This window comes from Lactobacillus kalixensis DSM 16043 (assembly GCF_001434335.1).
Classification (GTDB): Bacteria; Bacillota; Bacilli; order Lactobacillales; family Lactobacillaceae; genus Lactobacillus; species Lactobacillus kalixensis.
On sequence record NZ_AZFM01000027.1, the window covers coordinates 1 to 26044 of the forward strand.

At 37.3% G+C, this 26044-nt stretch carries 22 protein-coding genes and 1 riboswitch; of the genes, 4 read left to right on the top strand and 18 right to left on the bottom strand.

Features of this window, described 5'->3' with window-relative positions; genetic code table 11:
- Positions 1-37 precede the first annotated feature (37 nt).
- On the bottom strand, positions 38-892 hold the full coding sequence (locus tag FC46_RS07485) for a LysR family transcriptional regulator (RefSeq protein ID WP_083478037.1): 855 nt from the start codon (positions 890-892) through the stop codon (positions 38-40).
- A 120-nt stretch (positions 893-1012) separates the two neighbouring features.
- Here FC46_RS07485 and FC46_RS07490 point away from each other — a divergent pair, with 120 nt between their 5' ends.
- Positions 1013-1744 carry a DUF554 domain-containing protein gene (locus tag FC46_RS07490; protein ID WP_057799375.1) on the top strand — a complete coding sequence of 244 codons (732 nt, stop codon included), beginning with the start codon at positions 1013-1015 and terminating at the stop codon, positions 1742-1744.
- Between the two features lie 147 nt (positions 1745-1891).
- Here FC46_RS07490 and trmD read toward each other — a convergent pair whose 3' ends face one another.
- From trmD to ylxM, 5 genes are all read right to left on the bottom strand, one after another.
- Positions 1892-2611 (bottom strand): tRNA (guanosine(37)-N1)-methyltransferase TrmD, encoded by a 720-nt coding sequence (trmD, locus tag FC46_RS07495; protein ID WP_057799377.1) that lies wholly within the window; start codon positions 2609-2611, stop codon positions 1892-1894.
- Positions 2601-3116, bottom strand: coding sequence for a ribosome maturation factor RimM (gene rimM, locus FC46_RS07500; protein WP_057799379.1), 516 nt, complete (start codon positions 3114-3116; stop codon positions 2601-2603). The genes trmD and rimM overlap by 11 nt, the downstream gene beginning before the upstream one ends.
- Before the next feature lie 65 nt (positions 3117-3181).
- A complete protein-coding gene (rpsP, locus tag FC46_RS07505) occupies positions 3182-3454 on the bottom strand; it encodes a 30S ribosomal protein S16 (RefSeq protein ID WP_057799381.1) in 273 nt (90 codons plus the stop codon).
- A gap of 88 nt (positions 3455-3542) precedes the next feature.
- On the bottom strand, positions 3543-4973 hold the full coding sequence (gene ffh / locus FC46_RS07510) for a signal recognition particle protein (RefSeq protein WP_057799384.1): 1431 nt from the start codon (positions 4971-4973) through the stop codon (positions 3543-3545).
- Positions 4974-4977: 4 nt separating this feature from the next.
- Entirely contained in the window at positions 4978-5319 is a 342-nt protein-coding gene (ylxM, locus tag FC46_RS07515; protein ID WP_057799386.1) for a YlxM family DNA-binding protein, read from the bottom strand.
- A gap of 148 nt (positions 5320-5467) precedes the next feature.
- Here ylxM and FC46_RS07520 point away from each other — a divergent pair, with 148 nt between their 5' ends.
- Complete coding sequence (locus FC46_RS07520; RefSeq protein WP_057799389.1) at positions 5468-6895, top strand: APC family permease; 1428 nt, start codon at positions 5468-5470, stop codon at positions 6893-6895.
- An 80-nt stretch (positions 6896-6975) separates the two neighbouring features.
- Here FC46_RS07520 and FC46_RS07525 read toward each other — a convergent pair whose 3' ends face one another.
- The 7 genes from FC46_RS07525 to lysA are packed head-to-tail and all read right to left on the bottom strand — an operon-like array spanning position 6976 to position 14132.
- Complete coding sequence (locus tag FC46_RS07525; protein ID WP_057799391.1) at positions 6976-8034, bottom strand: aspartate-semialdehyde dehydrogenase; 1059 nt, start codon at positions 8032-8034, stop codon at positions 6976-6978.
- On the bottom strand, positions 8027-9214 hold the full coding sequence (locus tag FC46_RS07530; RefSeq protein WP_057799393.1) for an aminotransferase class I/II-fold pyridoxal phosphate-dependent enzyme: 1188 nt from the start codon (positions 9212-9214) through the stop codon (positions 8027-8029). The genes FC46_RS07525 and FC46_RS07530 overlap by 8 nt, the downstream gene beginning before the upstream one ends.
- A 21-nt stretch (positions 9215-9235) precedes the next feature.
- A complete protein-coding gene (gene dapB, locus FC46_RS07535; protein WP_057799396.1) occupies positions 9236-10015 on the bottom strand; it encodes a 4-hydroxy-tetrahydrodipicolinate reductase in 780 nt (259 codons plus the stop codon).
- Positions 10008-10940, bottom strand: a complete 933-nt coding sequence (gene dapA, locus FC46_RS07540; protein ID WP_057799399.1) for a 4-hydroxy-tetrahydrodipicolinate synthase — start codon at positions 10938-10940, stop codon at positions 10008-10010. Before dapA ends, dapB begins: the two co-directional genes overlap by 8 nt.
- Position 10941: 1 nt before the next feature.
- Positions 10942-12093, bottom strand: a complete 1152-nt coding sequence (locus FC46_RS07545; RefSeq protein ID WP_057799401.1) for an N-acetyldiaminopimelate deacetylase — start codon at positions 12091-12093, stop codon at positions 10942-10944.
- Positions 12094-12095: 2 nt separating this feature from the next.
- Positions 12096-12806 carry a 2,3,4,5-tetrahydropyridine-2,6-dicarboxylate N-acetyltransferase gene (gene dapD, locus FC46_RS07550; protein ID WP_057799403.1) on the bottom strand — a complete coding sequence of 237 codons (711 nt, stop codon included), beginning with the start codon at positions 12804-12806 and terminating at the stop codon, positions 12096-12098.
- Positions 12807-12821: 15 nt separating this feature from the next.
- On the bottom strand, positions 12822-14132 hold the full coding sequence (lysA, locus tag FC46_RS07555) for a diaminopimelate decarboxylase (RefSeq protein ID WP_057799405.1): 1311 nt from the start codon (positions 14130-14132) through the stop codon (positions 12822-12824).
- 96 nt (positions 14133-14228) lie between these two features.
- A riboswitch (Lysine riboswitch) is annotated at positions 14229-14410 on the bottom strand.
- A 133-nt stretch (positions 14411-14543) separates the two neighbouring features.
- Between lysA and FC46_RS07560 the strand changes: the two genes are divergently transcribed.
- Together FC46_RS07560 and dapF are read left to right on the top strand one after the other, a co-directional pair.
- Complete coding sequence (locus FC46_RS07560; RefSeq protein WP_057799407.1) at positions 14544-15908, top strand: aspartate kinase; 1365 nt, start codon at positions 14544-14546, stop codon at positions 15906-15908.
- 3 nt (positions 15909-15911) lie between these two features.
- Complete coding sequence (gene dapF / locus FC46_RS07565; RefSeq protein ID WP_057799409.1) at positions 15912-16913, top strand: diaminopimelate epimerase; 1002 nt, start codon at positions 15912-15914, stop codon at positions 16911-16913.
- A 54-nt stretch (positions 16914-16967) separates the two neighbouring features.
- On the opposite strand, the gene FC46_RS07570 is transcribed toward dapF, so the two are convergent.
- The 5 genes from FC46_RS07570 to FC46_RS07590 form a co-directional block, all read right to left on the bottom strand.
- The gene (locus FC46_RS07570) at positions 16968-18389 is read right to left on the bottom strand and encodes a C69 family dipeptidase (RefSeq protein ID WP_057799411.1); all 1422 of its coding nucleotides are present in this window, start codon (positions 18387-18389) and stop codon (positions 16968-16970) included.
- Between the two features lie 46 nt (positions 18390-18435).
- Entirely contained in the window at positions 18436-19737 is a 1302-nt protein-coding gene (ftsY, locus tag FC46_RS07575) for a signal recognition particle-docking protein FtsY (RefSeq protein ID WP_057799413.1), read from the bottom strand.
- Positions 19738-19739: 2 nt separating this feature from the next.
- Positions 19740-23303, bottom strand: a complete 3564-nt coding sequence (smc, locus tag FC46_RS07580) for a chromosome segregation protein SMC (RefSeq protein WP_057799415.1) — start codon at positions 23301-23303, stop codon at positions 19740-19742.
- A 14-nt stretch (positions 23304-23317) separates the two neighbouring features.
- On the bottom strand, positions 23318-24001 hold the full coding sequence (gene rnc, locus FC46_RS07585; protein ID WP_057799417.1) for a ribonuclease III: 684 nt from the start codon (positions 23999-24001) through the stop codon (positions 23318-23320).
- Between the two features lie 90 nt (positions 24002-24091).
- A complete protein-coding gene (locus FC46_RS07590; RefSeq protein ID WP_057799419.1) occupies positions 24092-25852 on the bottom strand; it encodes an oligopeptide ABC transporter substrate-binding protein in 1761 nt (586 codons plus the stop codon).
- Between the last annotated feature and the right edge of the window lie 192 nt (positions 25853-26044).

Sequence of the window (26044 nt, forward strand, 5' to 3'; positions counted from 1 at the left end):
GATAACATCTATCAAGCTGCATAAAGTGTCCAACTTATTATTGCAATTTGCGAAAATCATTATTTACTTGTGAATGTTTACTTTTAGTTCGAATGAAGAGCAAGTAACTTGTCATTGTTGGATTTAACTTTTTAAAAACAAGATTCTGCTCTTTTTCTTCTGGATGCATTAAAATCGAAATACCTTGCCCACTTCGTACTATCTGCAAAATTGAACTCATTCGATCACTAACAAAGGAAATGTTGGGTGCAAAGCCTGCTTTTTTACATAGCTCAATTACCGGTTGGTATAACAAACTGCTGTTAGATAGCATGATGAACTTTTCATCTTTTAAATCGGCTAGATGAACAATTTCCTTTTTGGCTAACGGATGATCCTTACTTAGACAAACAGTGAAGCTTTCTGTATCAATCAAAATTTTTTCATAATTGAGATTATCTATATCAAGGCTGCGGGCAAAAGCAAGATCTAACTTTCCTTCATCCAATAAGGTAAACAAATCCTTACTCTCTAATTCTTGCAAAGTTAAATTCATCTCAGGATGCTCTTTTTGATATAGCATTGTTTTAGCAAAAATTGAATTGTAGGAAAAAGTCGGAATCGTACCAAGACTAATCTGACTTTGATTATTCATCTTATAATTATGCGTTTGCAATAATATCTTGTCTTCTAGCGTCACAATTTCATTCGCTGAATTTAAAATGCTCTTACCGTATTCTGAAAGAACAACTTTTTTATTAGTCCGATCAAATAAAACTAAGCCCAATTCTCTTTCAAGAGCCTTAATTTGTTTAGAAACCGTGCTCTGACTTGTATACAAATTCTGCGCCGTTTCTGAAAAACTAAGTGTCTTAGCTAAATCGATGAATGTTCTTAACTTATCAATATCCATTTTTTATCCTATCGTTTAATTCCTTTTCGGAATAATTAAAGCGCAATTTAGAATTGAGAGCAAGCCTTTTTAACAACTATACTGCTAATATCAGATACAATTAAGAAATGAGGTATATCTATGCCAGTAGGTGTTATCGTCAATGCTTCAGCCGTTTTATTAGGAGGGATTTTTGGCGGATTCTTCGGCAATAAGTTGTCTGAAGATTTTAAAGAAAAGCTAAATATGATCTTTGGTGCATGTTCTATGGGAATGGGGATTTATTCAATTGCCCCAATGAAATACATGCCAGCAGTTATTTTTGCGATAATTTTAGGAACAATCTTCGGTTTAGTAATTCATTTAGGTAAATGGTTTAATAAAGGCGCATTATTGATGCAGCGTCCAATTACTAGAATGATTCCAACAGAAAATTTATCAATTTCAAAAGATGAGTTCATGAGTTTAATGGTCACCGCTACAGTTTTGTTTTGCGCCAGCGGAACGGGAATTTATGGAACACTTGCCGAAGGAATGTCTGGTGATATCACAATTTTGATTTCTAAATCGATCTTAGACTTCTTCACCGCCGCAATCTTTGCAGCAAGTTTATGCTACGCAGTTTCAATTATTGCTATTCCCCAATTCATTATCTTCTTTATACTCTTTTTACTAGCTCGTTTTATTTTGCCATTCACTACGCCAGCAATGATTTCAGACTTCAAAGCTTGCGGTGGCTTTCTAATGCTAGCAACAGGATTTAGAATGGTTAAGCTGAAGATGTTCCCAATTGCGGAAATGATTCCAGCGATGATCTTGGTGATGCCATTTTCATGGATCTGGTCAAGTATTATTCTAAAACTAATTGGATAAGTAAAACCCAAAAGAGCGATTACGTATCACACAAAAATGATACAAATCGCTCTTTTCTTATTTCGCGGTTTCAAACTGTGAATTATACAAATTTTGTGATTGTCAATTTTCAAAATAAAAAAACTGTCACCAAAAGTGACAGTTAAACTATTCAGTTTCTTCTTTTATTTGACGAAGCATTTTCTTTTCTTCATCACTAAGTTGACGTCCATCTAGCATATCTGGACGATTTAAATATGTTGCCTTAAGTGCTTGATAGTGGCGCCATTCAGCGATTTTTTGGTGATTACCACTTGTCAACACCTCTGGTACTTTTTGTCCCTCAAAGTCAGCCGGACGAGTATACTGCGGATATTCAAGTAAGCCATGTGAAAAGCTCTCTTCAACCGGGCTTGCCGCATTTCCCAGAATCCCTGGCAAAAGTCGCACCGTGGCATCGATCATGCTCATTGTTGGAAGTTCACCACCAGTTAAAACATAATCACCAATTGACACTATTTCGTCAGCTAAATCGTATACGCGTTGATCGAATCCTTCATAGTGACCACAAATAAAGGTTAACTCATCCTCTTCAGCCCATCGTTGTGCCATTTGTTCATTAAAGGTCTTACCTTGCGGAGCCGTAATAATTACCTTGCCAGTTGAAGGAAGTGAATCAAGAGCTTTTTTAATTGGCATGATTTGTAAAACCATCCCGGCTCCACCACCGTATGGTGTATCGTCAACGTGATGGTGTACATCAGTTGTGAAATCGCGGAAATTAACTAAATTTAAATCCCATTTACCATCTTCTAGTCCGCGGCCAAGCATTGATACTTGAAGCGGTGTAAACATATCAGGAAAAAGAGTCAAAACATTAATCTTCATCTCTTAACCCCTCTATTAATTCAACATAGATCTTCTTATCAGCGATATCTACTTTCTTAACGACATCATCAATATATGGAATCCAGTATTCTTGCCCGCTTTTTTCTTTGACCATCCAAACATCGTTGGCACCTGGAGATTGAATATCAGTTATTTCACCAATTACCTCGCCAGTTTCATTATCAATTACTGTGCATCCTAAGATATCGCGATAGTAAAAGACACCCTCTGGTAATTCCTGGCGATTTTCTTCACTAACCACTAAGATTTTGTTTCTTAATTTTTCTGCTTGATCGATATCAGTAATTTCTTCAAATTTAACTAACCAAAATTGTTTAAAAGTGCGAGCACTTTCAACTGTTAAAACTCGCTCTTCATCGCCTTTAATTGATAACACAGAACCCGGTTTAAATCTTTCTTCAGGAAAGTCTGTAATTACCGCAACTTTAACTTCACCATTTAAGCCGTGTGTTGTTAAGATTTTAGCTACATTGTAGAATTGCATTTTTCCTCCGTATAAAAGAAAAAAGTTTGAAGCACAGAGCTCCAAACTTCTCCTTAGTAAATTAATTACTTGTTGTATTTTGCATCGTGCAACTTAGCCATTAAACCTGCACCTGAAAGAAGTGATCTAACAGTGTCTGAAGGTTGTGCACCCTTTTGAAGCCATTCAAAAATCTTGTCTTCATCAAGCTTCAATTCCTTTGGAGTTGAAACTGGGTTGTAGTAACCTACTTCTTCGATGAAACGACCATCACGTGGCATACGTGAGTCGGCAACAACGATTCTGTAGAAAGGCTTTCTCTTGGCACCCATACGGTGCATACGAATTTTAACTGACATAAATTAATTTCCTCCTAAAACTTAACGAATAATAATATACCATGAACTTTTTAACGTGTAAAGTGTTTTTACTTAACAGATAAAAAATTTAGGAATGGAATCTCTTCATATTCTTGATACGCTTGCGCTTATTCTTCTTAAAGCTCTTATTCATTCTGCGCATTGCCATCTTCGCCATTGGTGAGTTCATACCTGGCAAGTTTTCCATTCCCTTAAAGTTACCCTTAGTAACCTTAGACATCATGTCACGAGCTTGTTTAAACTGTTTGATCATACGGTTAACTTCGACTACTGGACGACCAGAACCAGCTGCAATTCTTCTTCTACGGCTTGGATTCAAAAGCTCTGGATCTTCACGCTCTGCTGGTGTCATTGAGTAAACAATCGCCTTAGTATGAGCAATTTGCTTTTCATCAATAGATAAATTCTTCAATTGTGGGTTATTAGCCATCCCTGGGATCATCTTCATAATTTGATCCAAAGGCCCCATCTTTTGAACTTGTTCAAGTTGATCAATGAAGTCGTTGAAGTCAAAAGTATTTTCCTTCATCTTCATTGCAACTTTTTCAGCTTCCTTAGCATCGTAATCTTGTTGAGCTTTTTCAATCAAAGTCAACATGTCACCCATGCCAAGGATTCTTGAAGCCATTCTGTCTGGGTGGAAGTCTTCTAGGTCAGTTAACTTTTCACCTTGACCAGTATAGATAATTGGCTTACCAGTTACGGCACGAATTGAAAGTGCTGCACCACCACGAGTATCACCATCAAGCTTAGTCAAAATGACGCCAGTAACATCAAGGCGATCATCAAAACCTTTAGCGACATCTGTTGCTGCTTGACCAGTCATGGCATCTACTACCAAAAGAATGTTGTCTGGTTGAGCAACTTCCTTAACCCGTTCTAATTCTTCCATTAAAGGTTCATCAATTTCAAGACGACCGGCGGTATCGATGATGACATAGTCATTCTTATTTTTATCAGCTTCTGCTAAACCATCTTTAACAATCTTTGCAACGTCTTTTTCATCTGGCTTGCTAAAGACTGGAACATTCAACTCACCACCAATTTGCTTTAATTGGTCAATTGCGGCTGGACGGTAAATATCGCCTGCAATTAAGAGTGGGCGTGCATGGTCAGTCTTCTGCAAATGATATGCAAGCTTACCTACAGTCGTAGTTTTACCAGTACCTTGCAAACCAACCATCATAATGATAGTAGGAATATGCTTAGACTTGTTCAAACCAACTGCAGTCTCACCCATCATCTTGGTCAATTCTTCATTAACGATCTTAATGACTTGTTGACCTGGGTTCAAACTTTCTTGAACTTCTTTACCTAATGCTTCTTGCTTAATCTTCTTAATGAAGTCCTTAACAACCTTGAAGTTTACATCGGCTTCAAGCAAGGCAAGTCGAATTTCACGACTGGCATTATTAATATCTTCTTCAGAAATCTTACCTTTACCAGTTAAATTTCTTAATGCTTTTTGAATTCGTTCACTTAAATTTTCAAAAGCCATTGGGTCATTCTCCCCTCATTTTTTTTAATAATTCCGCTAATTCTTTTTTGGCTGTTTCTTGATCTTGATTATCAATTGCCAAGACGGCATCAGCAATCACGTCCTCAATCTGATCAAATTCTTCCTTCATATGAAGCTTTTGCTCGTAGTTTAATAAGCTCTTACTTGAGCGGCGCAGATTGTCATATATTGCTTGTCTTGAAACATGATTATTAGCAGCTATTTCACCTAATGAAAGATCATTATAATAATAATCTTCAAAATAGCTTTGTTGGCCCTTAGTTAATAAGGCGCCGTAATAGGCGTATAAATCACCTAATTGTTCATTTTTTGTAAGCTCATCCATATTTTTGTTTCACCGCCTATTAGTATAGCAAAAATGCCACATTTTTAGAATTGACTAGGCCTAATTTCATTGTTAAAATAAAATATCATCATTTTTAAGGTGTTTCTAATAACTCCATTGAGTACTATAAGGAGGATATGAGAGGATTTTGAATATTTGGAAAAAGTTTAATCGTAAGGAAGATCCACGAATTTATGAAAATAAAGATGGACATTTAGTTCGTTCTTTAAAAGTTAAAGACATTCTGGCGCTCGGAGTCGGAACTATTGTTTCTGCGTCTATTTTCACTTTGCCAGGTGAAGTAGCAGCAATGCATACTGGACCATCTGTAGCAATTTCATTTATTTTGGCAGCAATTGCGGCTGGACTTGTTGCTTTTGCATATGCTGAAATGGCTGCAGCAATGCCTTTTGCCGGATCAGCTTATTCATGGATTAATGTTGTCTTTGGTGAATTCTGGGGCTGGGTTGCTGGTTGGGCACTTCTAGCTGAGTATTTCATTGCCTTAGCCTTCGTCGGATCGGGGCTTTCAGCCAACTTTAGAGCATTAATTGCACCACTTGGCTGGAAACTGCCCGCTAGTTTATCGAATGCCTTTGGAACAAACGGCGGAATTGTAGATATCATTTCTGTTATTTCCATCGCCTTGGTAGCTATTTTAGTATTAAACGGTGTTAGCCGGGTAGCAAGAATCGAGAATCTTTTAGTAATCTTAAAGGTTATTGCAATCGTATTATTCGTAGTTGTTGGTGCGACCGCAATTAAGCACGCTAACTATGTTCCTTTCATCCCTAAGTACCGTGAAACTTCTAATGGAGCATTTGGTGGTTGGCAAGGAATCTATGCCGGCGTCTCAATGATCTTTCTTTCATATATTGGTTTTGACTCGGTTGCTGCTAATTCGGCTGAAGCAATTGAACCACAAAAAACAATGCCACGTGGAATCATTGGATCTTTGATTATTGCCGTTGTACTTTTTGTTAGTGTTAGTTTAGTCTTAGTTGGTGTTATGCCATACTCTGATTATGCGAACAACGCTGAACCAGTTGGTCTTGCACTTCGTGCTGCAGGTCACCCAATTGTCGCTGTTGTTGTTCAAACAATCGCTGTCTTTGGGATGTTCACCGCTTTAATCGGAATGACAATGGCTGGGTCACGTTTGATTTATTCATTTGGTCGTGACGGTATGCTTCCTAAGACTTTAGGTAAACTTGATAATAAACGGCGTCCTAACAATGCGGTTTTAGCAATCACCTTTATCGCTATTTTGATTGGTGCAATCTTCCCATTTGCCGCACTTTCACAATTAATTTCTGCTGGTACTTTAATTGCCTTCATGTTTGTTTCACTTGGTATTTATCCATTAAGACGGCGTGAAGGGCGTGACATTGATGATCCATCATTCAAGATGCCACTTTATCCTATAATGCCATTTTTAGCATTCTTAGCATCATTTATTGTCTTCCTTGGCTTAGATCAACAAGCTAAACTTTACGCTGGTATTTGGTTTGTATTGGGTGTAATCATTTACTTAGTATATGGAATTAGACACTCATCTTTGAATAAAAAGAAATAGCAGCTTAAATAAATATAGCTACTCAAAAAGCAGAGGTTCATTTCGAATCTCTGCTTTTAATTTACAATTATTTTATTTTCTTAAATCAAATTCATCTTTACTAAGTATTCAGCGTTTTCAACAGTATTCCAAGCTGCACCTTTTAATAAGTTATCTGCAACAACCCACATGTTAAAGGCGCCTTTGTTTTCATAGTCTGGTCTAATTCTACCTACAAATGTTTCACGCTTACCTACTGCATTGATTGGTTGAGGATAAATTTGGTTCTTAATATCATCTTCTAAAACATTGCCTGGAAAAGCTGCTACAGCATCCATAATATCTTGCGCAGTTGCACTTTCGTCTTTGACAGTGAAGTAGACACTTTCACCGTGAGAAATTGGCACAGGAACTCTGACACAAGTGGCAGTAACCTTGATTTCTGGAGAATTCATATCACCAAGCATAATTTTTTTAGTTTCATGAATCATTTTCCATTCTTCATGAGAATAACCAGAATCTTCCAAAACATCAATTTGTGGAAGTAAGTTGAAGGCTAAAGGATAGTGTTTCTTATCACCCTTAGTTGGCAAAATATGCGCATCTTCTTGCATATCTTTTCCATCAAGATAATCTTGTGCTTCTTTAGCAAGTTCATCAAGCGCAGCTTGACCAGCACCAGAAGCAGCTTGATAAGTTGAAACAATGATTTGCTTCAAGCCAAACTTTCTGCGGACAGGTTCAAGCGCCATTACCATTTGAATCGTTGAACAATTTGGATTGGCAATAATGCCGTGATGGTTCTTCAAAGCTTCACTATTTACTTCTGGAACTACTAATGGCACATCTGGTTCCATTCTAAAAGCACTAGTGTTGTCTACACAAACCGCACCTCTTTTAACTGCTTCTGGCAAGAACTTCTTAGATACTGCTCCGCCAGCTGAAGATAAAACAATGTCAATCCCATCAAAAGATTCTGGGGTGGTTTCTTCAACTGTTAATTCTTCACCCTTGAACTTCAACTTTTTACCGGCTGAACGAGCCGAAGCTAATAGCTTAACGTTTTTAACCGGAATAGTTGATTGTTCCAATTGTTCAATCATTCTTGTACCAACGGCACCAGTAGCACCTAAAATTGCAACATTATATTCTTTAGTCATTGTTCTTTCCTTCTTCAAAAAATTCAGTTATTCTCTCAACAGCAGTATGCAAATTTTCATCTGATGATGCATATGAAAGACGGACATAGCCTTCACCACCTGGTCCAAAAGCACTACCTGGCGTTACACCAACTTTAGCTTTAAAGGCTAAATCAAGAGCAAATTTCATATCATCCTTGCCATATTTTTCAGGAATTTTGGCAAAAATATAAAAAGCTCCTTTTGCATCAACGACATCAAAGCCTAATTTGGTTAAAGCCGCTTTCAAATAATCGCGTCTTTTTTCATAGATTTTACGATATTCATCAGGATCACTCAAGCCATTTTCATAAGCTTCAATTGCAGCTGCCTGTGAAGAATCAGTTGTAGTAGTTACCATTAAACCGTGAACTTTTGTAACTTGTTCCATAATTCCTGCAGGACCGGCTACATAACCAATTCGATAACCAGTCATCGCATGAGATTTTGAAAAACCAGAAATGTAAATTGCACGCTCAGGTAATTCTCTGGCAATAGAATAGTGCTTGATCCCGTATGTTAGCGATGAGTAAATTTCATCGGTTACTACATAAAGATGATGTTTTTTAATAACTTCAGCTAAAGCCTTAATTTCCTCTTCAGTATATTCAACTCCAGTTGGATTAGTTGGATAGTTCAAAACAACCGCCTTCACCTTATCTCCTTCTTCTTGAATAACTTGTTCAAGGCGCTGCGGCGTTAATTTAAACTTATCTTGAGAGGTATTAATTAAGCTGTATGAAACTCCAGCAAGTGAAGCAACCGGCCAATATAATGAAAAGACCGGTGTTGGGATCAAAACTTTATCACCCGGATCACAAATTGAAAATAAAACAGCGTTAATTCCTTCAGTTGCACCAACAGTTACGATAATTTCTTTTTCGGGATTATAGTAATTACCTGTTTCTTTTTCTAGGAACTTGCTAATGGTCTTTCTTAATCTCAACTTACCTTGTTGCTTTGAGTAGTGAGAATCGTTATCTTCAATACTTTTAATAGCTGCTTGTTTAACATGTTCAGGTGTATTCATATCTGGCTCACCTAAAGTTAATTTCACAATGCCCGGAATTTCTGAAACTTTATTATCAAAAATTCTAATGCCAGAAGCCTTCAACGCTCCAATTTTTTGACTGTAATTTAAATCATTAGCAAGTGTCGGCATAAAACTCTCCTAACTTGGAACCTATAAAATATTCTCTAATCCAACAACCAATTCATTCAAGCTATCAACTTTTTCAAGAGCTACTTTAACACCGCTCATAAAGCTTTGACGATCAAATGAATCTTGTCTAATTGTTAAGGCTTCACCTTCTGCACCAAATAAAACTTGTTCATGGGCAATATAACCTGGCAGGCGCACAGAATGAATTTTAATTCCTTGATAATCTCCGCCGCGAACTCCTTTTAAACTTTCAACTTCATCCGGAGCTGTTTGATGTTCAGGGCGATTTTGAGAAATCAATTTTGCAGTAGAAAGTGCAGTTCCTGAAGGGGCATCTTTCTTATCAGCATGGTGCATTTCAATAATCTCTACATCTGGGAAATATTTTGCGGCTTCTTGAGCGAATTTCATTAATAAAACAGCTGACACTCCAAAGTTTGGTGCGATCAAACCGCCTAAATGATTATCTTTAGCTAATTTTTGCAATTCTACTTCCTGCTCATCAGTTAAACCAGTCGTACCAACAACTGGGTGCATCCCGTGAGTCAAAGCAAATTTCACATTTTCATAAACAGCTGAAGGGGTTGTAAAATCAATCCAAATGTCTGCAACGCCTACTGGAATTTCGTCAAGCTGATTAAAAACTTTAACATTGGAATTTAAACCATATTTTTGCGGATTATTTTCAGCTACAGGTGATAAGCCAGCTGCGATTTCAAAATTATCCAATCCGTTTACTAAGGAAACGGCTTTCTGCCCCATTGCGCCAGTAAAACCTGCAATTAAAACTTTTTTAGTCATTCTTTTCTTCTCCTAAATTCAGTGGTAAATCATGTAGCAAACTATCCTTTTCAAGACCTAAATGAAGAGCAAGGTTTTCTTTTTCTTCATTATTTAAGCTAACAAGTGGCAAGCGGCAGTCTCCCATCTGGAATCCTTGAGCTGTAAGAAGCGCCTTGATTGGTGAAGGTGAAGGATACATGAATAAAGCATTCATCTTTGGCGTTAACCAGCGTTGAAGCTTGGCTGCTTCAGCGTAATCACCTTCGTATAAAGCATCGTACATACGTCTCATTTGACTAGGATATGAATGAGCGGCTACGGAAATAACCCCATTTGCACCTAATAATCTAGCAGTTAAACTCTGAGCATCTTCTCCTGTGAATATGGCAAAGTTATCAAGCGTATGATCAACCAAATATTCGATTTCTTCTAAACTTGAGCATTGCTTAATCCCGGCAATATTAGGAAGCTTAGCTAATTGCGCAATAGTCTCAACTTCCATCTTGACGCCGACTCTACCAGGGATGTTGTAGATTACAATTGGTAAATTTACATTTTCAGTCACTTTAGTAAAGTGAGCAATCATACTTCTTTGGTTAGGCTTATTGTATGGTGGAACCACAACTAAGGCGTAATCGATCCCATCAATTTGACCTACTTCATTAGTAAAATCAATCGTTTCTTGAGTATTATTGCTACCAGTGCCGGCAATTACAGGAACACGATGATTCACAATTTTGCCAAAGTGCTCATATAAAGAAATCTTTTCATCATGGGTTAAAGTTGGTGTTTCACCAGTAGTCCCACCGATAACAAAGCCATTAACGCCCTGGTTAATTAAATAATTAGTCAGCTTTTCTAAACTAGCAAAATCAATCTTACCTTCATTATCAAATGGAGTCACAATTGCTGTCAATAAATCTGAATTTAGTAAATTAGTCATCTTAAGCTTCCATTCTATAAATCAAAAATCCTTTAATTGCGTCGATTCCGCTTTGAATACTACTTTCATCAGGAGTAAGAGTTGCAGAGTGAAGTTGTGAATCATCCCCAACACCTAACCAGAACATAACTCCGGGGAACTTTGCCAAAAGAAAACCGAAGTCTTCCCCAGTCATCGCTGGCTTCGTCTCAATGAAATTAACATCTTTGGCGTTTTTCATATAAGTAATAAAACGCTTGGTTAATTCTGGATTATTCTCAACTGGCCAATAACCGCCTTGATTCAACTCCAAGTTAACCTTTAAATTAAAACTCTTCTCAATACCTTCACAGACGTCTTTTAAGCGTTGATCAATCTTAAGGATCATCTCTTGCGTCAACCCGCGAATTGTTCCTTCAATTCGACTGCGACCTGCTATCACATTTCTAATCGTTCCTGCTTCGACTTTACCTAGTGTGATAACGCCGCTTTGAATTGGATCGATACTGCGAGAAATAATTGTCTGAATCTGCATAATCAAGCTTGCAGTGGCAACCACTGTATCATTTGCATCTTGAGGAAAGGCGGCATGACCACCTTTTCCAATTAAATCAATATTAACTTCAGTGGTGCCTGCAAATAAAGTCCCCATTCTGCAGCCAATACTACCAGCTGGTAATTCTGGATTATCGTGAAGTCCATAGAACTCATCTGGGCACCACTTTCCTTTAAAAAGTCCTAATTCATAAGCGCGTTTACCGCCGCTTTGACTTTCTTCAGCTGGTTGAAAGAAGAACAATAAATTATCCTTTGGTTGATTTTCACTAAAATAGCTCAGTAATCCCAAAGCTACAGTCATATGAATATCGTGGCCGCATGCATGCATTACACCAGGATGTTTTGAAGAAAATGGCAAACCAGTTTTTTCTTCAACAGGCAAAGCATCTATATCTGCTCGATAAGCAAGCGTTTTTTGCGGATTATTTCCTTCAACTAAAACCATAATTGCTGTTGGCAACTCTCTTGGAACGCGAATTTCTAAAAAATCTTGCTTAAAAGATTCAATGATCTCTAATAGGTAGTTATGGGTCTCTTTTTCTTCTAAAGCAAGTTCTGGAATCTCGTGCAAATCACGTCTTATCTTAATTAATTGTTCTTCATTTAATTCAGCCATAATTAGATCTTTCTTAAATCATCTTCAAGTTCTGTCTTACTCTTAGTTTGCTCGTCAACTCTCTTGATAACGCGGGCAGGAACACCAGCCACCATTGTATATGGTTCAACGTCTTTAGTTACAATCGCTCCAGCAGCAACTACTGCACCTTCACCGACATGGACACCCTCGATTACTACGGCGTTAGCTCCGATCAAGACATTATCATCAATTCGAACTGGTTCAGCACTTGCTGGTTCAATTACTCCGGCTAAAACTGTGCCAGCACCGACGTGACAATGCTTACCAACAATTGCTCTACCGCCAAGAACTGCACCCATATCAATCATCGTTCCTTCACCAATTTCAGCTCCAATGTTAATGATTGCGCCCATCATGATTACGGCGTTATCACCAATTACAATTTGATCACGAATTAGTGCGCCCGGTTCAATTCGGGCGTTAATTTCTTTTTCATCTAATAATGGAACCGCAGAATTACGAGCGTCATTTTCAACATGATAGTGATCAATCTTGTCCTTATTTTCTTCTAGAAATGGCTTCACATCTTTCCAGTCACCAAAGATTACACCTGAACGCTCTTCAGTGAAATCTTCAATCGTTTCTGGAATAGTCAAATTTACCAAATCGCCTTTTAGAAAAACCTTAACTGGCGTCTTCTTTGGTGCGTTTCCAATGTAATTAATAATGCTTTGTGCGTCTAATTGTGCCATGATTTTACTTCCTTCTTAATCTACGTATGATTCATCTAAATGAATTAAATCTGCTAAACTTTCGCGTCTAATAACTTCTTTTGCTTGACCATTTTCGACAAAGACAACTGCTGGACGAGCATTGCGGTTATAGTTGGATGCCATTGAATAGCCATATGCCCCTGTGTCCAGCATTGCTAAGATGTCGCCAGGTTTCACATCTGGTAAGGCTTGATTTTGTGCTAAAATATCGCCTGATTCGCAATATTTACCAGCTATTCTAACTTCTTGAGTGATTTCTTTTTGTGGGTCATTTGCCGAAACTGTTTCGTATTCAGCTTGGTATAAAGCTGGGCGAATATTATCACCCATTCCGCCATCAACGGTAATGTATGACAAAAGGCCCGGAACAGTCTTTTGACTTCCTACCTTATATAAGTTGTAGCCAGCTGGTCCTACGATTGAGCGACCCGGTTCAATATCAATCTCTGGAACTGGTAAATCAACTTTTTCGCAAGAATTCTTAATTTCTTTAATAATCGCTCTAACAAATTCTTCTGGCTTAAGTGGTTGATCTTGCTCAGTATACTTAATACCGAAGCCGCCACCTACGTTAATTACTTGACTAGTGTAGCCAAATTGGTCACGCCAATGTGCTGCAACTTCAACTAGTTTTTGAGCAGCCATTTGAAAGCCATTTAATTCAAAAATTTGTGAACCGATGTGAGCATGTAAACCTAACACGTTCATTCTTGGATTGGCTAGAACTTCTTGAAGTGCCTGATCAGCTTGACCTGATTCCAAATCAAAGCCAAACTTTGAATCGATTTGACCAGTTTGATCATATTCATGAGTATGTGCTGAAATACCTGGCGTGATTCGAAGCATCACATTTATTTGACTATCTTTTTCTTCTAAAATCTGACTGAGTAATTCAATTTCATAGAAATTATCCAGGATAATCTTGCCGACATGATGATCAACAGCCATTTCGAGTTCTGCTGCACTCTTGTTATTGCCGTGAAAACTCACAAAATTCATCGGATAATTGGCTCTGATAGCAGTAGCCAATTCTCCAGCAGAAACCACATCAGTATGAGCACCCTCTTGCTCGCAGATTTGATACATTGCAACAGCTGAGAAAGCTTTACTTGCATAAGAAACGGCATATTTAACCTTTTCTTCTTCAAAGACTTTCTTAAAAGCACGAATTTGTGAACGAATTTGAGCAACATCATAAACTACTAATGGTGTGCCAAACTCTTGAGCAAGCTCGATTGTATCAACGCCGCCGATTGTTAAGTGTCCTTCTTGATTAATCTGGTTTGAACTAATTTGTGGGTTCATTTTTATCTCCTCTTCTTTTTAGAAGAGCGCTAGCCAAATAAAAAATCCATTATCTGCGAGCTCACAAATAATGGATTAAAATTATTTTCTAATCTGTTACTCGATAGCGCTCCGCGAATTGACTATTTTTTTCGCGACAGTATGCAATCTCTTAAACTGCATCCCAGAAAATAGGTTGGTAATTCCTACTGCTTCGGCAACCTCCCCTTTTACGTGGTGTCGACATCTGTACCAAAACTCGGCCACGTTACTAATGTCAGTTGCGCCTCTTCGATTTGACTTAATTTTATATTTGTATTAAAAATATGTCAATAGCTAATCATTTTTTTATTTTCTTTTTTTTAGTTTATTTTCGAAAATTTATGTTAAAATTCACTTAATAATTTTCTCAAGTAAAAGGGAGTGCTCATTTTGAAAGTAGTAAAATTCGGTGGTAGCTCACTAGCAAGCGGCCCTAACGTAGAACATGCAATTAATATTATGCTGGCTGATTCTGACAGACAAGTCATGGTCGTTTCAGCTCCTGGCAAAAGTAAACTAGAAGACACTAAAGTCACTGATTTATTAATTTGCTATGCCAAGGAAGTTTTGAATAAAGACCCTAAAAAAGATGAAACTGTTACGGAAATTTTTTCAAGATATCAAAATATTGGTCATTACTTTGGCTTAAAAGATTCCGCTCTTGAAGATATTCATCAAATCTTGCTTGATTTACCAAACGGCAATTATCCAAATAACGACTATCTCCTGGCTGCCTTTAAGGCTCATGGTGAGCGTTTAAACGCACATTTAATCACTCTGATTTTTAATCATTTAGGTAGGAAGGCTCGTTTATTAGAACCTGCCCAAGTTGGCTTCACTGTCACTGGCGAGCCAAACGATGCAATTATTAATCCGGAAACTTACTTAAATTTGGATCAAGTTAAATTAAAAGATGGCGAGATTGTGGTCTTTCCTGGCTTTTTCGGTATTACTCCATCTGGTCACATCGCCACCTTTTCAAGAGGCGGCTCAGACATAACCGGAGCAATTCTAGCAAGAGGTTTTCATGCTGATCTTTATGAAAACTTCACTGACGTTAACGGTATTTTCGCTTCAAGTCCTGCCATCATTTCAAACCCTCTTTCAATTGATAAAATGACTTACCGTGAAATGCGAGAACTCTCTTATGCCGGCTTCTCAGTCTTTCATGATGAAGCTCTTATTCCTACAATTCAGGGCTATGTGCCAATTAATGTGAAAAATACGCACGAACCAGAAAACCCGGGTACCATGATTGTTCCTGAAAAAGGCTTCAAAGCAGACCAGGCAATCACTGGAGTTGCTTCACAAAAGCACTTTTCGGCTTTGTATTTGCACAAATATTTGCTTAACAAAGAAGCTGGTTTTACTCTCAGAATTTTGCAAATTTTATCTGAGCACAATATTCCTTATGAACACATGCCTTCTGGGATTGATGATATTACCATTATTTTTAACCGTAAGTTTTTAAATGATCAATTGATCGATCTCATTTGCAATGAAATTCAAGCTACGATTTCACCAGACCGCTTAGAATGGATTGACGACTATGCAATCATCATGGTTGTCGGAGAAGGGATGAAGGACCATCAAGGATTAAGCAAAGAAATTTTAGATTCTCTATTTGTACAAAACATTACTCCACAAATGATTAATCAAGGTGCTTCACAAATTTCAATTATGATCGGAACAAAGAAAGAAGAAGCAGACACCGCAGTTAAGACAATTTACCAACACTTTTTTAGAGAGGATTAACCTATGACACAGCTTTTTAAAGTTCACGGATCGCAAAATGAATTTTTTATTCTTGATCAAACTGAACTCACCCGCCCAATGAGTAACAATGAATTAGTAACTTTTACTAAAAAAATTACTGACAAAAAAACTGGTTTGCTTGGAGGAGCCGATGGCGTTTTAGTAGTTGATACGCCAACTCGTCCGGAAGATTTAGCTAAAATGCGTGTAATTAACAAAGACGGTAGCGAAGCTTCGATGTGCGGCAATGGCTTAAGAACCGTTGCACGCTATGTTTATGAAAAATATCATAAAGATAATTTCTTCGTAGACACCATGAACGCTAACTTGCAAGTTCAAAAGCGTGATAATTTCACAGAAAAAGTACCCGCCTTTGCTGTTGAAATTTCTCCAGTTAGCTTTGACCCACATAATGTTGGCTTTGACAAATTAGGTCGCCAAAGAATAATCGATGATTACTTACCAGAGATTTACCCATCCCTTCGCTTTACCTCCGTCGCTGTGCCAAATCCGCACTTAATTAGTTTTGTCGATAAAGAAACAATTGAGGGTACAGCTCTTGGTGAAATTGGTCAGCGATTAAACGATACTAACCCATATTTTTACAATGGTGTTAATGTTAACTTTGCACAAATTATTGAAAAAAATAAGATTTTCGTCAGAACTTTCGAACGCGGCGTAGGCTACACTAACGCTTGCGGGACAGGCATGTCAGCGACTTCTCTTGCTCTTTGTTTAACCCATCCTGACGTAGCGAAGTTCGAAGAAGAACTCACCGTTTACAATCCTGGCGGTTTAGTTAAAACCATTGTTCATTGGCAAGATAATCACTACCACATTGACTTGATCGGTAATGCTACTTTCACTCATGAATTAGAATTATCCGAAGACGATTTACATCACCAAAACTTTGACAATATCTCGGTTCAAGAAACTGGTGAACAAGCAGCTTATGAAGAATTCGTTGCTAGTCTACCTCATTTCAACAATTTAACTGTCTATTAAAAAATAACTCATCGAAATTATTCGATGAGTTATTTTTGTGTTTATTTATCTCTTTTATAAGTTTTCGTCCATGTTGAAAGTCAACTTAGACATCTTGATTGATTCAACCATCATCTTGCCCCAAAGGGTTTCTGAATCCTTCTTAGTATGAGCAACTGTTTCTTGGTTGGCCTTAGTCAAGTATTCAGTAAGTTCGTCGCCACTCTTACCTTCTGCACCCTTAATAACTTCTTCAACTCGGCCTCTAAAGTAACGATTTAATTCAGTTAAGTAATCAGTGTCAAGTTGAACAAATTGTGGGTAGTGGCTTTCAACAAGAGCTGCTAGTGACTTGTAGTACCACCAAGCATCATTCATGTTGTAATCCATTGAAGTGTTGTTGTATGAAGGATCAGTATCATTCATGTTAGCAAAGAATGGTACAAATGGAGTAAATGTTGGACCACCAATGCAAAGCCACATAATAGCTGCACGATCTTCTGGAACATCACTTCTAATTTGTAAAATATGTGCGTTTTGAGTTCTGTTCAAACCAATTGGACGATAGCGGTGCTTTTCTTCATCAGTACCCTTACCAAATGGATCGTATGGAGTGTCTTGGTAGTGTGAACCTAATGCAAATTGAATATCTTCACGAGTGATCTTCTTTTCAGCTTTTCTGATAAATGGAAGGTCGCCGTCTTGAGGATCTTGTTCAATTGAAGGGTTGAACAACTTTTGAATGTACCATTGACGGTTAGTGTTGTAGTGACGGTCTTGTTCAGTATATGTGCCGAAAATGTGACGGAAATTCCAACCTTCATGGTCAGTGTTCAAATGGTGTTCTTCAACGAATTCACGAATACCATCACTCCACATGAAGTAGTCAGGATTGTCGAAGTCAACTTGTTCAATTGCCACACGGTTACCAGTTGCTGCATAGCAATCATCTGGAATACGTTGTGCAACCCAGTGGTGACCAGTAACAATTTCCATATACCAAATTTCATCCTTGTCGCTGAATAAAACTGAGTTACCAGCAGGTGAACCATACTTAGCAATTAATTCACCTAAGTACTTAACACCATCTCTAGCTGAGTGAATGTATGGTAAAACTGAAGTTTGCATACAATCTTCATCCAAACCATCTTTAACAAGTGGATCAAAAGCTAAAGTTCTTTCGTTACCGTAAGTTGATTCAGTACATGACATTGCAACGTTTTCTTCGTTAATACCACTTTCGTCGTAGTAACCACGGTGCTTGTAATCAACATTTGGAACTGCAGGAACGCGTTGAGCGTCTTCTGGCAAGTCCATTTCAAACTTGTTGAGCCATGACTTAATATGTTTCTTTTCACCGTGACGAGCTGGTTGAATGACAAACTTTTGAGGAGTAATCGGTCTAAAAGTATCGTCATTACGAGCAATCATTGTAGTGCCGTCAACTGAGGCATTCTTACCTACGAGAATTGTAGTACATGCGCTAGGTTCTCTCATAATTTTCTCCTTATATAAATCAAAACAATATACTTTTACTTTATCACTAGATCAAGCCGTGGAAAAGACCAATTGCATAATCAGCAGCATTAAAGTCTGCTAAGTCTTCTGGCTTTTCACCAAGTCCAACTAACTTAACTGGCAGCTTCATTTCATTTCTGATGGCAAGAACTACCCCACCCTTTGATGAACCGTCTAATTTAGTTAAAACTAAACCAGTTAATTTAGTGGTTTTATCGAAGTCTTTTGCTTGAAGAAGAGCATTTTGCCCAGTTGATCCGTCTAAAACAAGTAAAGTTTCGGTTGGCTCATCTGGAGCTAGTTTTTTGATAGTTCTTTGGATTTTTTCAAGTTCGGCCATCAAATTCTTCTTGTTTTGCAAACGACCTGCAGTATCAACTAACAAGTAGTCGACGTTCTCTTTAATTGCACGCTCAGTTGCATCATAAACAACTGAAGCAGGGTCAGCTTTTTCAGCACCAGTTACTACTGGGACATCTACGCGCTTGCCCCATTCAACTAGTTGTTCAACCGCACCAGCTCTGAAAGTATCTGCTGCAGCCATTAAGACGCTCTTACCTTGATCTTTAAAGCGTTTGGCAAGTTTACCGATAGTAGTAGTTTTACCAGCACCATTAACACCAACGAATAAGTAAATGTTTGGTTTGCCATCTTGGTGACTCTTCAACTTTTCATCTTCAACATCACCATTTTGGTCGTAAATTTCGACTAATTTTTCAACGATCACTTGCTTAAGGGCATCGTGGGATTTAGCATTTTGCAATTTTGCTTCATCGCGAAGTTGTTCGGTTAATTCTTCCGCGGTTTCAAAACCAACATCTGATTCAATTAACAAGTCTTCCAAATCTTCAAAGAAGTTTTCATCAACACTTCTAAACTTGGCGAAGAAGGCATTTAAACGAGCACCAAAACCCTTATTAGTCTTTTCCAAACCTTTTTCATAAAGTTCGGTTTGTTTTTGGTCTTCATCTTTTTCGTCTTCTTGTTCTTCTACTTCTTCAGGTTGCGTTTCTTGTTCAGTTTCTTGAACCGGAGCAGCTGGTTCTTCAGGACTTTGAACCTTTTCAGCTTCAGTTGGTTGAACTACTTCAGATTCCTGAGCAACTTCACTTGGGCTCTCAACAGTAGGTTCTTCTTCAGTTTCCTGAACAGGCTCAGTTGCTTCTTCAACCTCAGTAGCTTGCTCAACTGGCTCTGCAACTTCCTTATCAGAAGATTCTTCACTTTCTACATCTTCTTGTTGCTGATCTTCTTTAACTTCCTCTTTTTTCTCTTCTTCGTCACTTTTTCCAAAAAGAGATTTTTTAATCTTATCAAATAAACCCAAAATTAATTCACCTCATCTTTTACATCTTTTAATGATACTGATAACACTTGAGAAACACCAGATTCTTGCATTACAACTCCGAAGAGTTGATCTGACTCTTCCATTGTTCCTCGTCTATGAGTAATTACAATAAACTGCGTATGCATATCGTATTTTTTCAAAAACTTAGCAAAACGCGTCACATTTGCATCATCTAATGCAGCTTCAACTTCGTCTAGAACACAGAATGGCACTGGATTAATCTGAAGCATTGCAAATAACAATGTGATCGCTGTTAAGGCACGTTCCCCACCTGATAGTAAACTTAAACGTTGCAACTTCTTGCCAGGCGGCTGAGCAATAATCTCAATTCCTGTTGTTAACATATTGTCTGGCTCTGTTAAAACTAACTTGGCATTTCCGCCGCCAAATACAACTGGGAAAATCTTTGAGAAGCCTTCGTTAATCTTGTCAAAAGTTTGACTAAAGCGAGTTTTAACTTCTTTATCTAACTCATCCATTGAGTTTTCAAGATCTTCACGCGCTGCTAATAAGTCATTTTGCTGACCATTTAAGAAGTCATAACGTGTTTTAACTTTCTCGTATTCTTCAATTGCATCTAAGTTTACTGGTCCAATATCTTCCAGAGACATCTTGTGCAATTTAACACTTCTTTGCAATTTAGCGCGATTTTCTTCAGTATTCTCAACTTCAGCTTGGCTCAAGGCAGCTTCATAAGTTAATGAATAATCACTACTTAAAGTTTCTAACTTTTGATTAATCGAACTGTTCAACTTGGCAACTTCGACAGAATAGCTTTCCTGCTCCAGTGCAGCATCCTTACGCAATTCATAATTTCGACTAGCTACTTGGTCAAGCTGGTTAATTTGGGCATCAACTTGTCCCAATTTTCCTGCAAGTGAATTCAATTCTTCTTGCATTTTGTCTTTTTGCTCAGTCAACTCAACAGTTTGTTTTTGGATGTCCGCCTTTTTTTGGTTAGAAAGTTCACCATTTGAAGATAATTTTTCAAGCTTTGTTTCAATCTCTGATAATTGTTTTTGACTATCATCCAAATCACTTTGCTTATCACGAATTTGACTAGCTAAATTCTCGCGTTTAGCTTCCAAAACTGCAATTTTTGGATCTAATTCAGCCAATTGCTTTTGAATTTTTTCATTTAAACTCGTGAAGTTTTTAATGCGATCTTGAATTTCAGCAATCTTTTGCTTTGATGCTTCTGCGGCTTGCCCAAGCTCATCTTGTTTTTGATGTTCTTGTTCAATTTCCGCTTTAATCTTACTAATTCGCTCATCTCGTTCATGAATTCTTGAAGAGAAAAGCTTGTCAGCATCAACCAACCGTTTAACTTCTTTTTCTTGGTTTTGGAAAGTAATAGCTGCTTCACTTAATTCCTGATTTGCATCCTGCAATTCAGCTCGTGACTTATTCAATTTTTCATTGCAAGTTTCAAACCGATCAGTAATTTCTTCTAAATCGTGTTGATCAAGGTTTAATTGTTTTTCAAGCTTTTCAACTTTTTGTTTTAAAGCATTAATTTCTGCAGTGGTTTGAAGAGGCGAGTTACTACGTTGGTTTCTTTGACCACCCGTCATTGAACCACCTGGTGAAATAACATCCCCATCAAGCGTAACAATGCGATAGCGGCCCACACGCTTGTTAACTTTCATTGCAGTATCAATTGTATCAACCACCATAACGCTACCAAGCAAATAATTAATTGCTGGCGTTATATCGACATCACTACTACTTTCAACTAAATCACTAGCAATTCCAATAAAACCAGAGAAAGATTTCAAGGTTGTAATCGTTGATGATGGAATACTATATTGCCGCAAACCATCTAGTGGCAAAAAAGTAGCTCGACCAGCATGTTCTTTCTTAAGCGTGTTAATAGCGTTACGCGCACTGATTCTAGAATCACTGATTAAGTCTTGAACACCGCTACCTAGTGCAGTAGTAATTGCTGCTTCTAGATCGCTTGAAAACGAAATAAGTTCACCAACTGCACCAATTACGCCTGGATAATTATCTAAGTGATTCAACACATTTCTAACACCAAAATAGTATCCTTCATGGCGTTTTTGAATGTTAATCAAAGCATCTCGTCGAGCAATGTTTCTTTGCAATTCACTTTTTTCTGTATTAACTAATCCGCGTAATTTATTTTGTTGATCAAGTAAATCATTTTGTTCATTAGTTAGCTTTTGAACTATATCCTGTTTTTCTTTTCGAGTTGCAGTTAACTTTTTACCATTTTCACGTAACGCTTCTAAAGATGCTTGTGCCTTTTCCAATTGATTAGAAACATCATTGTTACGGTAACTAGTATCCTCATTAGTCCGCTTCAACTCGGTTTTCAAATAAACTAATTGGTTGTTGGAAGAAGTCTGATCTTGTAAAACTTGAATATAGTCATTACGCAAGTCCTCTAATTGCTTACTTAAATCATCCGGATTCTCAGTAACCTTCTTAGTAAGTTCCTTGCGATCAGCCTGTAAAGCTTTACGACTAGCAGAAATCTTGTCTTGCTCTTTCCTTAAAGAAACTAAACTTTCTTGAAGTTGTTTAATTTGCTCTTTAAGATCATTTATTTGATTTTTATATTCAGCCTTAGTTGCGTCATCAAACTGCTTTGATTGCTCTGCAATTTGCAAATTAGTATTCAGTTCAGATAACTTTTGAGTCAAGTTAAGCAAGTTAGTTTGAATCTCTTCTCGCTTATCTTGCAAAGCCTGATACTCTTCCCGCTTTTCACTGACGGCAGCTTGCGACTCTTTCACTTCATTATCTAATTTAGACAAAAGAACTTGATTCTTTTCAGCTTTTTGCTGAGTAGCTACTTTTTCTTCATTCAAAGTTTGAATTTGAAAAGCATATAGCATTTTAATATCTTTGTCTAAACCAGCTCTTTGAAATTTATATTCTTTGGCTAATGAACTTTGTTCATGAAGTGGTTCGATTCTCTGCTCTAATTCTTTAACCAAATCATTGATTCGAATTAAATTGTCGTTAGTCTTCTCTAATTGACCTTGTGCAGCCGCTTTTTGTTGTTTAAAGTGCAAGACACCTGCAGCTTCTTCAAAAATCTCTCTGCGGTCTTCTGGACGTGAATTTAAAATTTGATCAACTCGTCCCTGAGAAATAATTGCTAGACTATTTTGAGAAATTCCGGAATCCAAGAATAATTCTCTGACATCTTTTAGCCGCACGCTCTGGCCATTGATCAAATAATCACTATCGCCAGAACGGAGAATTCTTCTTGTGACCGAAACTTTGTCATCCTTGAAATTAAGTTGATGATCATGATTATCAAAAACCAAAGTAACTTGAGCACTATTCAAAGGCTTACGAAATTCACTACCGGCAAAGATAATATCCTTCATGTTATTTCCGCGTAAGCTTTTGGCACTAGCTTCACCCATTGCCCATCGAATAGCTTCAGTGATATTACTTTTACCACTTCCGTTAGGTCCAACAATTCCAGTTATTCCGTTATTAAAATTAATAGTTGTCTTTTGAGCAAAGGATTTAAAACCATCAATAATTAGTTCTGTTAATGGCAATTCGTCCCTACCTCCTATTCAAGCTCAGCTAACGCATTTTTGGCAGCTTGTTGTTCTGCTGCCTTCTTATTGTGTCCTTCACCCTTTGACTTAACTTCACCATTAATATGAAGTTCAACCACAAAGTGAGAAGGCAGTTGTGATTCACTGACAGTTACGTATTCGATATCAACAGGGCCATCTTTTTGCAATAATTCTTGCAAGTCGGTCTTATAATCACGAGAATCATCAAATTCACCTTGATCAATTAAAGGATAAACTGTCATATGAAGAAAATATTGAACCTTTTTCATCCCTTGATCTAAGAATAGAGCGCCGTTAAAAGCTTCAAAAACGTCTTCCAACAATGTTTTACGATGACGTGCGCCAGCTTTTTCTTCACCTTTGCCTAGATTAATTTCATTTTGAAAACCACATTCGATTGCAAATTCTGAAAAACCTTCGGTTCTAACAATATTAGAACGCATTCTGGTTAATTCACCTTCATTTAAATTAGGAAAATGGCGGTATAAATAATCTGAAATGGCCAATTCAAGGACCGCATCACCTAGAAATTCAAGCTTTTCGTAATCTCTTGCTCCTTCTGGATGTTCATTGGCATAAGAAGAATGAGTAAAAGCTTCTTCTAATAATTCAAGATTGTTAAATTTGATATTGTATTTGTCGTTTAATGATTTTATAAATTCTTTACTTACCATAGTTTCAACCTTTCATAATACTTTATTATACCGTTTTTAAGGCAAGCAAAAAAGACCACTCCGAGTGGAGTAGTCTTCGATAGATTTTTATTACTTAGTAAAAGCAACTTGTTGCCACATATTACTTGGAGCATCAGTAGCAGTAGTGTAACCAGTAAGTTTGCTGTTTACAGCAGTAATTGAGTATGAGTTAGTCAATGGAACAACGTAAGCTTGGTCAAACATGTACTTTTGCCATTCCCAAAGAACTTTTTTACGATAATTATCGTTAAGTGCCTTCTTACCATCCATATCATTAATCAATTGTGTGTTTCGGTCAGTTACGAAACGGGTAAAGTTAAATGGAGCATTCTTACCGTAAAGGTTGTTTTGTGAAGGCTCACCAGCTAAGCTCCATGCAGCCATAAACATATCGATGTTAGGAGCATCATTTTGAACCTTGTCGTGGAATGAGTTAAATTCAATTAAACGACCAGTAGTTAACTTAACGTTCAAACCAATCTTCTTCCATTGTTGAATGTAGTTTTGAACGATAGATTCTTGTGTTGAAGTACCTGACACAGCAGCTAAGTAAATAGTTAAAGGTTTGCCATTAGGTTGAACACGGTACGTACCCTTCTTCTTGTAACCAGCCTTGTCAAGCAGTTGGTTAGCTTTCTTAAGGTTGTAACTGTACCCCTTAATATCGGTATCTGAGTATTTACCGAACGCCTTTGGAACTAAAGTTGGAACTCTAAAAGTTAAACCTTGAGTATACTTTTGGTAAGCTTGGTCAACGTTCATTGCATATGCAATAGCTTGACGTAATGATTTATTATTCATCTTAGCATTCTTGTTCATTACGTTAGTTGACTTCTTAGAATCCCATTTACCAACCTTAAAACCAAGGTAACTGTATGACAATGGGGTATTTGCTACATAGTTGTAACCCTTCGTTCCCTTAACTTGTTGCCATTGTGAGTTAACCACATCAATTACATCAAATTTGTGTGATTTAATTGCTTGAGCTGATGAATTTGAAGAAATTACTGATTCAGTAATCTTGCTAATATGTGGCTTACCTTTGTAATAATACTTGTTTGGTGACCAAGTAATTGATTGACCACGAACGATCTTGTCAATCTTATATGGTCCAAAGAATAATGGTTTCTTACGTACTTGATCTGAAGATTCCAGCTTATTCATAGGAATGTCTTTCAAGTAGTGGTATGGTGACGCCTCCTTCCAGAAGTAACCTGAACCAATCATATTCATACCTGGGTGCATTTGTTTAAAGTGAAGGACAACAGTATCACCATTCTCACCCTTAGGCATTTCAATACCTGAAATAGTCTTAGCTTTACCATCGTGGAATTCCTTCAAACCAACAATATCTTGCAATGAATCAGTATAACGTGATGAACCACTCTTAGGTGAAGCAATTATTTCGTATGGATATTCAACGTCTTTGGCTACAACCGGCTTACCATCTGACCATCTAACACCTTTCTTAATGCGAATAGTAATGGTCTTTGCCTTAGTGTTAAGATCAAAAGTTGCAGCACCTTTATTATCAATGTTGTAACTGTTATCTTGGTGGAATAAACTTTCACTACCAAATTGTGAAACAGTATCATCAATAGCATCGGTTAACAACGTTGGTTCAAAAATACCCTTAAATGGTGTATCAGTTTCGATAGCATATCTTAAAGTACCACCATTCTTTGCTGTCTTAGTAGGAACAGCCTTTGGAAACTTATCTTTTACAGCATTATTTGAACTACTGTTGTTTTTATTGTTTCCACAAGCTGTTAATGCTAAAGCTGCACTAGCTACAAGAGCAATTGAGCCCAAAACCTTCTTATTTTTCATTTAGCAAAACCTCCACTTTTGGATCAAGTTGATATCTTATATAATAGCACGATATTAATTTAATGTTAACCTAAAATTAAATTACATTTCTTATTTTTTATCAAAAAAAGAAGAAATGAAAATTACCACACTAATATGTAAGCGTCAAAAACTGAAGTATATTGAAAAAGCAGCTTGGCAATGATATGTATC